Source organism: Okeania sp. KiyG1, assembly GCF_014132355.1.
Lineage (GTDB): Bacteria > Cyanobacteriota > Cyanobacteriia > Cyanobacteriales > Microcoleaceae > Okeania.
Genome location: NZ_BLZO01000046.1, coordinates 62,114 through 73,897, shown reverse-complemented (window position 1 = coordinate 73,897; position 11,784 = coordinate 62,114). Strand labels below are relative to the sequence as shown.

At 36.5% G+C, this 11,784-nt stretch carries 12 protein-coding genes; 4 read left to right on the top strand and 8 right to left on the bottom strand.

Annotated elements, in window-relative coordinates:
* Positions 1-849 (top strand): serine protease (locus SAGCYANO_RS08710; protein WP_237395977.1); only part of this gene is annotated, 849 nt, incomplete at its 5' end.
* A 65-nt stretch (positions 850-914) separates the two neighbouring features.
* On the opposite strand, the gene SAGCYANO_RS49085 is transcribed toward SAGCYANO_RS08710, so the two are convergent.
* The 7 genes from SAGCYANO_RS49085 to SAGCYANO_RS08690 form a co-directional block, all read right to left on the bottom strand.
* Positions 915-1,184: a transposase gene (locus SAGCYANO_RS49085; RefSeq protein ID WP_307785847.1), complete on the bottom strand. Its 270-nt coding sequence runs from the start codon at positions 1,182-1,184 to the stop codon at positions 915-917.
* A 32-nt stretch (positions 1,185-1,216) separates the two neighbouring features.
* Positions 1,217-1,588, bottom strand: coding sequence for a transposase (locus tag SAGCYANO_RS49080; protein WP_307785846.1), 372 nt, complete (start codon positions 1,586-1,588; stop codon positions 1,217-1,219).
* Between the two features lie 120 nt (positions 1,589-1,708).
* Complete coding sequence (locus tag SAGCYANO_RS49075) at positions 1,709-1,906, bottom strand: hypothetical protein (RefSeq protein WP_307785845.1); 198 nt, start codon at positions 1,904-1,906, stop codon at positions 1,709-1,711.
* A gap of 144 nt (positions 1,907-2,050) precedes the next feature.
* Complete coding sequence (locus SAGCYANO_RS49070; protein ID WP_307785844.1) at positions 2,051-2,209, bottom strand: helix-turn-helix domain-containing protein; 159 nt, start codon at positions 2,207-2,209, stop codon at positions 2,051-2,053.
* A 173-nt stretch (positions 2,210-2,382) separates the two neighbouring features.
* A complete protein-coding gene (locus SAGCYANO_RS08700) occupies positions 2,383-2,727 on the bottom strand; it encodes a hypothetical protein (protein WP_202219707.1) in 345 nt (114 codons plus the stop codon).
* A gap of 398 nt (positions 2,728-3,125) precedes the next feature.
* Positions 3,126-3,704: a COP23 domain-containing protein gene (locus tag SAGCYANO_RS08695; protein ID WP_202219706.1), complete on the bottom strand. Its 579-nt coding sequence runs from the start codon at positions 3,702-3,704 to the stop codon at positions 3,126-3,128.
* An 844-nt stretch (positions 3,705-4,548) separates the two neighbouring features.
* On the bottom strand, positions 4,549-5,295 hold the full coding sequence (locus tag SAGCYANO_RS08690; protein WP_202219705.1) for a creatininase family protein: 747 nt from the start codon (positions 5,293-5,295) through the stop codon (positions 4,549-4,551).
* A 1,245-nt stretch (positions 5,296-6,540) separates the two neighbouring features.
* Between SAGCYANO_RS08690 and SAGCYANO_RS08685 the strand changes: the two genes are divergently transcribed.
* The 3 genes from SAGCYANO_RS08685 to SAGCYANO_RS08675 all read left to right on the top strand — a co-directional run bounded on the left by SAGCYANO_RS08685 (position 6,541) and on the right by SAGCYANO_RS08675 (position 8,092).
* On the top strand, positions 6,541-6,714 hold the full coding sequence (locus SAGCYANO_RS08685) for a hypothetical protein (protein ID WP_202219704.1): 174 nt from the start codon (positions 6,541-6,543) through the stop codon (positions 6,712-6,714).
* Between the two features lie 88 nt (positions 6,715-6,802).
* Positions 6,803-7,543, top strand: coding sequence for a winged helix-turn-helix domain-containing protein (locus tag SAGCYANO_RS08680; protein ID WP_202219703.1), 741 nt, complete (start codon positions 6,803-6,805; stop codon positions 7,541-7,543).
* A 351-nt stretch (positions 7,544-7,894) separates the two neighbouring features.
* Positions 7,895-8,092 carry a zinc ribbon domain-containing protein gene (locus SAGCYANO_RS08675; RefSeq protein WP_307785849.1) on the top strand — a complete coding sequence of 66 codons (198 nt, stop codon included), beginning with the start codon at positions 7,895-7,897 and terminating at the stop codon, positions 8,090-8,092.
* Between the two features lie 751 nt (positions 8,093-8,843).
* Here the strand turns inward: SAGCYANO_RS08675 and sbcD are convergent.
* A complete protein-coding gene (gene sbcD / locus SAGCYANO_RS08670) occupies positions 8,844-10,115 on the bottom strand; it encodes an exonuclease subunit SbcD (RefSeq protein WP_202219702.1) in 1,272 nt (423 codons plus the stop codon).
* Positions 10,116-11,784 lie beyond the last annotated feature (1,669 nt).

Below are 11,784 nucleotides of genomic sequence, written 5' to 3'. Positions count from 1 at the left end.
AAAAGTGTTAATAAAATGAAAAATAATAAATCAATATTTAAGTTAAGTAGTAAAATATTAGGAGCTTCGCTATTTTTGATCGCCACATTTGTACCTGGTGCTTACTCTCAAACCAGTGTAGAAAATTCAGCTTACTATACAAAACCAAGTGAAGTAGATTCACAACAACTTCCATCATTAGTATCTAATATTGCCCAACAAATTACTGTAAGAATTTTTACAGACAACAGTGCTGGTTCTGGAGTAATTATCCAACGGCAAGGTAATACCTACACCGTTGTTACTAATCGTCATGTAATTGACAATAACCCTAATAAACTTTACCCAATTATGAGTGGAGATGGGATGACTCATCAAGCCACCCTAGTTTCATCTCCTCAAATAGGCAACCTGGACGTAGCATTATTGCAATTTACTAGCGATCGCCCTTATCAAGTTGTAGAAATTGCCAACAGTAATCTACTTTCAGTAGGAGAAACTGTAATTGCAGCAGGTTTTCCCAATTGGCATCAACCAGACTCCTTAGAAATTAGTAGTACCCGTACTTGGGGTAGTCGTGCTTTTAAGTTAACTTTAGGAGCTGTAGAAATGTTACCCAGTCGCACCCTCAGCCAAGGATATCAATTAGGCTATAGCAATGATATTAAAAGTGGCATGAGTGGTGGACCGATTTTAAACAGTAAAGGTCAGTTAATTGGTATTAACGGACGCTCAAAATATCCTATTGCTGGAATTGGAGCATTTAATTTTACAGATGGCTCTCAACCATCTTTTGAGCAGTTCAAAAAAATGGAATCTCTGAGTTGGGGTATTCCCGTTAATACAATTATCACAGAAAAGAGGCAGTAGGCAGAAAGAATTGATAATTCCTGTGTGATAATTAATTTGATTTTTTATTATCACGCCTATGTCTATTAAGTGACATACTCCCACACTAAGCTGAAGCTATAGTGTAAGCTCTCTCGTTTCGCAGTCCCGGTATCCCGTCGGACTCCACGAGCTTTAAAGACGGAATGCTCTACCGCCCTATTTTTGATATTTATTGCTGCATTCCAGTCGCGGTCTATGACAATACCGCAATGCGGACAAGAATGAGTTCGTATGTTTAATTCTTTATCAACTTTTTCTCCACAATTTGAGCAATCTTGGCTGGTATTTTTGGGGTTCACTGCTATAGTTTTCACCTCCAGCATTTGCCTCCTGGGTCGGAGCTGCGCTAACGGCTTTGACAGTTAAAATAGACAGGAATTGTCCCCCAAATCGCATCGTTAATTGATTTACTCAAACGAGTCTTTGCTAGCCCTTTGATATTTAAGTTTGCTCCACGCCGCTCCGCGTCTGGGCGATAACTTCGGATGAGTGATAACAATTCATTGGCTGTTTTGAAATAAAAATCTTTACGTTTATCGGCTATCTTTTTATGTTGTTTAGCTACAGCTATAACAGCTTTTAACCATCTTTTGCTTCCTTTCTTTTTCGAGTATAAACGTTTTTGTAGAGTCTTTAATCGCTGCTGAGAAGAGCGATAGTATTTAGGGATAGGAACTGATTCTCCTTCACTTGTTACTAAGAATTCCTTTAGCCCCATATCAATTCCCAGAGTATTTTTTAATGTTGGTTCTACTTTAGTTGTTAAAGCTGGGACTGATTTGTCTTCTAGGGATAAAGTTACATAATAACCGTCAGCTTTACGACTAATTGTTACTGTTTAAGAGTGAAAACCTTCTGGTATTGGACGATGCTGAATCAACTTGACTTTTCCTATTTTGGGCAAGTCGATCTTGTTTCCTTCAATGCAGTTTTGTTTGATTTGAGGATAAGTAAAACTGCGATAACGTCCTTTTCCCTTAAACCTTGGTTTTCCTAATTTATGTCCATTTTTGTCTGCTCTTAAACCATCTATCAAAGGCAAGTTTTACCCGTTTTATGCAATCTTGCAAAACCTGAAAATGAATTAGCTTGTACTCAGGAAATTTGTCTTTGGTATTGACCAAATCTCTTTTTGAGAGTAATAATCTGGATTATCTCTTAGTTGAGGAATTGGCATCACCTAGGGGCAGGCGTTAACTGGACAACGGTTTTCTGACCACCATGAGAACCGCTCGCCTAACCGATAGTTGTACTGCCGACGCAACAATTCCAACCACATTTCTATTGTGGCTATTTGTTGTTTGTTCGGCCTTAATTTATATTGGTAGGCAGTGCGCATGGTGGAAAGTTTCCAGGGTTATTGCCAGATTATTATACAAGTTTTTCAACTAGGGTGAAGGTTTCTGCTGGGATAGCATGCAAATTGAATGGGCATCGAACCTATTCAATTTGCCACCGATTCATCTCACACCAAATCTGCATATTATAGTGTGAGGCTTCTCGGCGATTCAGCTAAAATTCTACAGACAAAGAATCCCACTTTTCATCAAACCATTGTTTCTCACTTTTCCATTGTGGGTCTCTACTTTTCCGCATTTGAAGATTAATGCTATTTGTGACATCATCTAGTGCATCTCTAGATAATCCCTGTCTACCTCTAGTAGTAGATTGTTGAGTTAAACTCATATTTCTATTCTTGGGTAAACTATTAGCACTGGTACTCAACAATTGTTCTGAGGAACCTGTAACATTCGTTACTGACTTTTCTTGAGCTTTTGCGGGAGTAGCACTTAAGCTAACAGCACAAAACATTGTTAATGTTGCAGTAAATAAAGTCTTAGTAGTTGTAACTTTCATTTTTTTCCTCTTGACAATTGATTGAGATATTTTAGGTAAACAAATTAACGCTTTAGCGTTATTTGATTATCCCATAATTAACTACTTTTGAGGTAACTTAATTTAGAAAGTATGATTTTGAGAATGAAATTAGAAATTAATTAATAAAGTAGTTAAAACAGACACAAACTTAGAGAAAACTAAGCCATTAGTGCCTGAGAAAATCCTGTATAGATTTTGATTGATATTTCCTATTTATTATAGTTTGAATTGAGAAGAGAAACTTATTTTAAACGAGCCTTTTCTCAACATTATCCAATCTAAATAGTTCAGCAACTAGATAGTTCAGAAATAAGGAATGAAGAGGGAAAATTTATTTGCTTATTTATTCCCTCAACATCTCTACTAAAACCATTTACTTATTCGTAGATAGGTTCGTCACTAGCATTACCTTGTCCGAAATCTTTAAATTGAGTGATAATCTCTTCTGATTTATCACGATTTCCTGGTTTTAATGTAAATACTACATTATCGAAGCTAGGTTCTTGTTCTGGAGAAACATAAACTACTTGCTCATAGTTTACAACTCCAATGTTGCTGATATCTGCAAAAGATTGCATTCCCAAAGAATAAGCAAGGTTAGTTAGACGAGTGCTAACAGATTGACAACGACGGTCAGGAGTATAAGCACCTTTAGGATGATCGGAAGAGAGAGTTGCACTCCACACAATCATTGGTTTAGAAGAAACTTGAATAACTTCTCGTTTTACTAGGGGATATCCACCTAAAAGTCCACGCTCACTTGTATCCCGTGTTTCACGAACTATTTGAGGAACAGTAGCATATTGATTTTCCGCAGCGTTAACTGAAACACAAGTAAATACTACTTTGTCAGTAGTTTCTAATTGTTCTGCTTTGGCTTCTGATTGAGGCATGAAACCCCAGAGACCAACGGTTGCTAAGATACCTACTAGAGAAACTTTTAATTGGTTGTTCACAATCTTGACCCCTGAAACTTAATATCTGTATTTGAGAGAGAAGTTATTTGTTTTTTTCTCCATATTTTTACAGTAGAGGAATTACTTATTCTGTCAGTAAGAATAAAGTAATCTTTCAAAACGTACTTTTTTAGGTAAGAAGTGATAAAAAGTAATATTATTAGCTTTTTGTCTATTATTTTACTGATTTTATGTATCGGTTTTGCTAGGTATAATTAATTGGTTTATGAGTTCTATATTAACTCAAATTTCTGTTTTTGCAACTATCAATATCTAAATTGAAATAGTAATTTAAACTAAGTAAAGGTTTGAAGTAGAAAATTATATAGATTAAATGTATTTTAAGTTAAGGGAACAGTTCAAGAATTTAGAATTTAGAATTTAGAATTTAGAATTTAGAATTACCCCTTCTGATAAATAGGAGGATTGGATAAAAAGGATTTTTTTTCTCTTGGTCTCATGGATATGGCGCAGGTTTCGGAGCCATCCTTCGACCGCTTTTTTCTCCATGAATGGAGAGGCTTTATACCTGAATTTTTCGGTAAAGATGATCGATCTCTTTTCTCAAAAGGACTTGGTATAATACTGTGGATGAAAAAAGAATATTACGGATAATTTTAGTGATTTCTAGAGGTTATGGGTAAAGTATATTTGACTAAAAATCAAGCTTTAGCCCAATAAATATAGCAAATTTCATCTTGGTGAGGTACATCTGTGGCGGGCAAGATGCCTGCACTACAAAGACTTTATCATTAGTATATGTACCTCATATACCTGCAATCTGCTGTCAATGCTGAAAAACTGTTCTTCCTTCTTCCCTCTTACTTCTTCCTTCTTCCTTCTTCTAGTCACCATTAACAAATTGCAAATAAGAATTACTCAGTTCCTTTACTGCCAACTCATAAAACTGCTTACCATGTTCAGGGGTAGCTAATGCAGGGTTTGAACCCATCCGACCATCAGGATATCGGTGACGAAAATTAGCGGCACCATATATTGGATAACCACTAGCTACATCTTCTGAAAGTGGTGCTAGTTTAATAGCTTCTGGGTAAACATACTGAGTTAAAGCTACTTCACTAGGTGTAGCGTGAGAACCTTCTCCATCGCCATATAATTCTTTAGCTAATTTATAAACTGAGCTACACATAAACCAATTTCCTACTTTGCACTTGACCAAATCCCCATTGGCAATATTTAGATCGGCCAAATGAGCATAAGTTTCTGAGAAGGCAGCCTTAAGAGTCGCAATATTGCCTCCATGGCCATTAATAAAGAAAAATTTGGTAAACCCAGACCTAGTTAAACAAACTATATAGTCACGAATTACTTGAATCATCGTACTAGGCCGCAGACTGATTGTACCTGGGAAACCAGTATGATGTAATGCCATACCTACATTAATCGTCGGTCCGACTAATGCTTCTACTGTTTCTCCCACTCCTTTAGATATAACTTCTGCACAAATAGCATCTGTGCCAATCAATCCTGTTGGCCCATGTTGCTCCGTAGAACCTATTGGCAGAATAATACCTTGAGATTGACTCAGATAAGTTTCGACTTCAGACCAAGTACTTAATTGTAGTAACATTTTTTAATTATTTATACTTTTTATCTTAAATATAAGTAGGAGAATTAATCAAACTTTAAATAGAAATTAATTTGTTAAATATAACCTAAATTTCTCAATCTTGAAATTTCAATGGTTAAAACTGTTCCGAAACACAAAGGGGATATTTTACTCCTCAATTTCTCAATCTTGACATTTCAATGGTGAAAAACTGTTCCGAAACACAAAGGGGATATTTTACTCCTCAATTTCTCAATCTTGACATTTCAATGGTGAAAACTGTTCCGGAACACAAAGGGGATATTTTACTCCTCAATTTCTCAATCTTGACATTTCAATGGTGAAAACTGTTCCGGAACACAAAGGGGATATTTACTCCTCAATTTCTCAATCTTGACATTTCAATGGTGAAAACTGTTCCGGAATACAAAGGGGATATTTTACCCTCAATTTCTCAATCTTGACATTTCAATGGTGAAAAACTGTTCCGGAACACAAAGGGGATGTTTTTACTCCTCAATTTCTCAATCTTGACATTTCAATGGTGAAAAACTGTTCCGGAATACAAAGGGGATATTTTACTCCTCAATTTCTCAATCTTGACATTTCAATGGTGAAAAACTGTTCCGGAACACAAAGGGGATGTTTTTACTCCTCAATTTCTCAATCTTGACATTTCAATGGTGAAAACTGTTCCGGAACACAAAGGGGATGTTTACTCCTAAATTTCTCAATCTTGACATTTCAATGGTGAAAACTGTTCCGGAACACAAAGGGGATGTTTTACTCCTAAATTTCTCAATCTTGACATTTCAATGGTGAAAACTGTTCCGGAACACAAAGGGGGATGTTTTACTCCTAAATTTCTCAATCTTGACATTTCAATGGTGAAAAACTGTTCCGGAACACAAAGGGGGATGTTTTACTCCTAAATTTCTCAATCTTGACATTTCAATGGTGAAAAACTGTTCCGGAACACAAAAGGGATGTTTTACCCCTCCTATCAGAGCTATGAGTCAGCAAACGGCCGAAAGCTTGCGCATAACTATCGTTAACGCCCCTGCAGATTGTGTATAATTTGATATGCGTGCGTAAGTGCTGTATATGTACCAATTTTTCGGCTGATAGCTTATAGCTAGAGCGTGTCATTAAAAAATAATTTAACCTTTTGATAACCTTAAGTTAACTTTTGTTTAACTTATTAGACATAATATAAGGACATCCAAGTTTTGTATCCAGCACAACAATGCAATATGGAAGTGGGCAATGCTTACTAACTTGATACTTTTCCCAAGAAACAACCAATGGCCTGACTACAGAGCAGGCCCCGCTATTTCTACTATTAGTATAGCAACAGCAATATTTCAAAGTCAGAATGCGTTGTATCAATGGATAAAAAATCCAGTGCTTTTAGCTGTTGGATGGTTGAACATTAATTAAGTTAATTAGCTACAAAATTAGCGATCGCCTAAATTTTCACCTCAGGCAACATTAATGATTTACTGTCAAATACACAAAAGCGATATTTATGTTTTCCCCCGATATAAGCGAAAGTCTTTTAAAGTCTGGCGTGAGAATAACTAGCAAAGTCTTGCTATTAGAATCTGAAGAACTATTTCGGGATATGTTAGCCTTAGCTCTAGAAGAACAAGGTTGTGAAGTAGTTATTGCTCCAGACGGACGTAGTGTAATTCCTACGGTTCAGAATTATTCATCAATTCAAAGTGAACCTTTTTTCAATCTTCTAATTCTTGACTCAATTAATGGTCTAGACCTATGTCGGATGTTAAGACATCAAGGCAATTCTATACCAATCATGATTTTAGGAGCAAGAGGCAGTGGGAATAATTGTGCTTTTTATTTAGAAGCTGGAGCAGATGATTATTTGACTAAACCTTTTGGGATGCGGGAATTTATGGCTCGTTGTCGGTCTTTGATGCGTCGCCAACGTCTAGGTCAACTGCCTCAACCAATTATGCTTCAGTATAAGGATATAGCTCTTTATCCAGAAGAATGCCGAGTAACCGTTAGGGGTCAAGAAGTGAAAATTTCCCCCAAGCAATTTCGCTTACTTGAGCTATTTATGAGTTATCCACGCAGAGTTTGGTCTCGCGAACAATTATTAGAACAAGTTTGGGGGCCAGACTTTATTGGGGATAGTAAAACTGTTGATGTTCATATTCGTTGGTTACGGGAAAAATTAGAGTTAAATCCTAGTAAACCAGAGTATGTAATCACAGTTAGAGGTTTTGGATATCGATTTGGGTGACATACTCCCGACTTTGAGACAAGCTACAAAGCGGGCTACGAGCGCGACTCTACTATGTAGACATAAACTGAGCTCACAAGGAATGCCCGGCCTCTCTAATTGATTTAGCTAGATCGCCCTTGAGCCTCACGCCATAATCTGTGAATCGGCGGCCAATTGAATGGGTTCGATGCCGATTCAATTTGCATGCCATCCCAGCATAAGCTTTCCCCCTAGTTGAAAAACTTGTATTATCTAATGTTGGCATTTATACCCGCGCTCTCCCGAAGGGGAGCGTCGGGATGAATGCCAACCCATGCTATACTTTAACAGAGGCGATCGGGTGAGAAATATGGTCGTGAGTTTAGGGTAATTAACCGTTGGGAACCGACAAGTCAAAAATGCAGTTGTTGTGGTTTCCGTGGTGGCAAAAAAGAATTAAATGTTAGAGAATGGACTTGTCTCAATTGTGGTACGTTTCACGATAGAGATGTCAATGCTGCACTGAATATTCTAGAAGTTGTTCAACCAAAAAACAAAGCTGAAACACTCAAAGAAACACTTTTCTGAAAATCCTGTACAACTATCACTTTTTGTTAGCGTAGCTCCTCCACAGGAGGCTATCGTCGCGGGCGGGCAGCCCGAGACGTTAAACAAGACGAGGAGCCGACGTAATTCTAACCGTAAAAAGGTAGTTGATGGCAATGAGTCGTCTACCCACCCTGAGTCAATTCAACTTCGGTTGTCCTGATGGATGGGAATCCCGCGCTCTCCCGTAGGGGAGCGTCGGGAGGATGTCAAATGATTCAAATTTGATTGGTGGTAGCAAGGCTAGGACGCATTCATCTCGACACCAAGTCAACTATGGTGCGGGACTTCTGCTAGACAAAGTTAAAAAAACTTTTCGGGTTATTTTTACCGAATAATTAAGGTAAAATGCCTCTCCTTTAAAGGAGAAACAAGCGGTCGAGGGATGGCGTTTGCTACCGCAAAGCTTTCCGTTCCGGAATGCTACCGCAAAGGCTAACAGCGGAGCGGCTCTGATAAGAGCGGTCTCCTCGCCATATCCAATCGACCAAGAGAGAAAAAACTTTCCTTTTATTCAATCCTCTCCCTAAAAGGAAGAGGTAATTATCAATTATCCATTATCAATTATCAATTATTGAAACGAGTCCTATTAGTAAAGGTGAGGAAAAAGGGAGAATAGAAAGAGCAATTATTAGGCATCTCCAAAATTAAAAATAAAATCAATTATTATCCATAAATTATCAACTCTTTCTCCCAGATGAGCTGTTGCCTGTTGCCTACTCCCTGAAAATGCCTATTTGCTAAATAAACTTAACTGACTCTCTGAATTTTCTGCCGACAAATCTACTCCATCTGATAGTAATTTAGCAGCAGCTTCTAACATTTCTTCCTGAATATCTTGAATATCTTCCCTACTTTCTAAATAAGTTTTTAATGCTTTTAACGGATCGATACTATTACCTTTTGCCAATTCTGGTAAACGGGGTCTTGCTAACTGACTGACTAATTCTGGTTGAATAGTATAAGTATGTGCCTCACCTAAAGCTTGATGTAATACTCCATTATCAATCAAATCTAACTGCTCCGAACGTAACTGATAAATTAACCGCACTACAGCATCTTTTATCTGAGTTTTACTAATAGATTTTAACAATTCAGCTTGTGGATTTTCTACTTCAGAAACATTAACCTTAATAGTATAAAAATTTCGCACAGGCAAAGAACAAAATTCCCATTTAACAGCACCTTTTTCTAATTCAAGCAAAACAAAACCTTTCTCTTCTTTCTCCTCACTAAAATCTACTCTTTCAATACTACCCGGATAAATAATTGGTGGATTATTAGACTTATTCAAATTTTGATGTTTATGAACATGACCTAAAGCTACATAATCAAAACAATCACGATTTAACAAAGAAACAGGAATATTAAAACCCTTACCCACAGCTAAAAAACGTTCTGCACCTAAACTTGCCCTATCTGCCATTAAATGAGCTAAAAGTACCGTCGGAATTTCTGGATTTAATTTGCGAACTTCTCCTTCTAATACCAACTTCAATTTTTCAATTAATAACTCATTAACTTTACCCATCGATAAACTTTCAGTCTCAGATTTTGTCATCAGACTAGAAGCAGTTAACCAAGGCAAAGTAATAACCTGAATAGCACCACTTTTAGTTTGAATATTGTGAGTTTCTATGCGATCGCCTACCACAACTCCGGGCACTCCTAAAGTACTATAAATACCTAAACTTGCCCCTCCTTGACCCTGGGAATGTTGGTCGTGATTTCCTACTAATAATACTGTGGGAATTTGAGCATCTACTAAACGGCGTAATTCACGAGAAAAAGCTTGTTTTATGTATGGTGCGGGAGTAGCATCTGGGAAAGCATCTCCACCAAAAATAACTAAATCAACTGGTTCAGAAATTGCTCTATCTATACAAAGTTTTAGACTATAAATAAAGTCTTCGAGGCGAGTGTTTAAACCTGTTTCTGGGTTGATACGACCATGGGAAAAACCACTGCCAATATGAATGTCGGAAAGATGGATGATTTTTATCATTTTGTTGTGGTTTTGTTTGTTTTAGGGAGTAGTAATTTGGGAAATAGGAAAGGCAAAACACGGATTTTTGACAGGGATTCACGGATGATTAGATGGAACATTTTGTTTGAGAGAATAAGGAGTAGTAATTCGGGAAATAAGGAAGGTAGGGCATGGATTTTTGACACGGATGCACAAATAATTTAGATGGAACATTAAATATAAAAACCCTAAGTTTATATGGCAATCTATGCTTATATTGTAATATTTCATCTTAGCGGTTTGGTCTCTACATTCAACAAAACAGGGAAGTTCATTAATGGATAATGGATAATGGATAATTACCTCTGGTTAAAACTGTTACGGAATTGAATGTAAGGAAATATTATTTCTTCTCTTGGTCTATTGGATATGACTCCGAGACCTCGCCATCCCACCCTTCGGGAAGTTCCGAAGATCGACCGCTTTTTTCCCTTGTAGAGCGACAGCTCGCGGCGCAGCCAAGGGGAGGCAGAGTAAGCTGAATTATTTAATTAATAATTATTAATTATTAAGTTTTCGGTAAAACATAGATTTTTAATACGAATTTACCGAATAATTAAGGTTTAAAGCCTCTTCTTTAAAGGAGAAAAAAGAAAAAAATTTCCTTAAGCTTCAATCCTCTTCTTGTAAGCATTCAGCTGTCAGCTATTAGCCATCAGCTATTGCTTTTAGTTTTAGATAAAAGCTTTACTAATTTAGGCAGAATTTATACTTAAGGAGCCATGATTGAATAAGTTGTACAAATTTTATCTGGGATAAATTGTGAAATATAGCTTCCATTAAAAAAACTGTTCAAGTTATTTTTACACGACTACTAACTATAAAAGCTGGCGCTCAACAGTCTATATTCATTAAAACCTCATCATGATAGCTGATAGCTGACTGCTAATAGCTGTTAGCTCCGCATTCCGCAGGAAATGCTTACCTCTCCTTGAAAAGAAGAGGTAATTATTAATTATTAATTATTAATTATTAATTGTTGAAAGATGACTAGATGAAGCATTAAATAACATAAATTTCTATATTTATAGAAGCTCTAAAGGTGTCTTTTTCGTTGATATTCTTTTCTACAATATTTCTGATTGCACTTAAAACTATACTATTTTAGTTGAATAAAAAATCATGCGTATAGGTAAGCAACCCCATCTTACTCTTAAAATATCACAAAAATTGTGAAGATGGTAGTGAAAATCTTTTGACCCGCCGTTTTTTGGTGCTTCAGAGAATGAAAAATTTGATGGTTTTCTAGTGGGTATAAATGGAGGTAAAGCTCTTTACTTTTAAAAGCTTCACAAGATGAAAAGATTTTTGGTATTGTTCCTCAGACAACTTTGTGAATATATAAACAAACTTAGTTGAATAAAAAATCATGTGTATAGACGAACAACCCCATCTTACTCTTAGAATATCACAAAAATTGTGAAGATGGTAGTGAAAATCTTTTGACCCGCCGTTTTTTTGGTGCTTCAGAGAATGAAAAATTTGATGGTTTTCTAGTGAGTATAAATGGAGGTAAAGCTCTTTACTTTTAAAAGCTTCACAAGATGAAATAATTTCTGGTATTGCTCCTGAGACAACTTTGTGAATATATAAACAAACTTAGTTGAATAAAAAATCATGTGTGTAGACGAACAATCCCATCTTACTC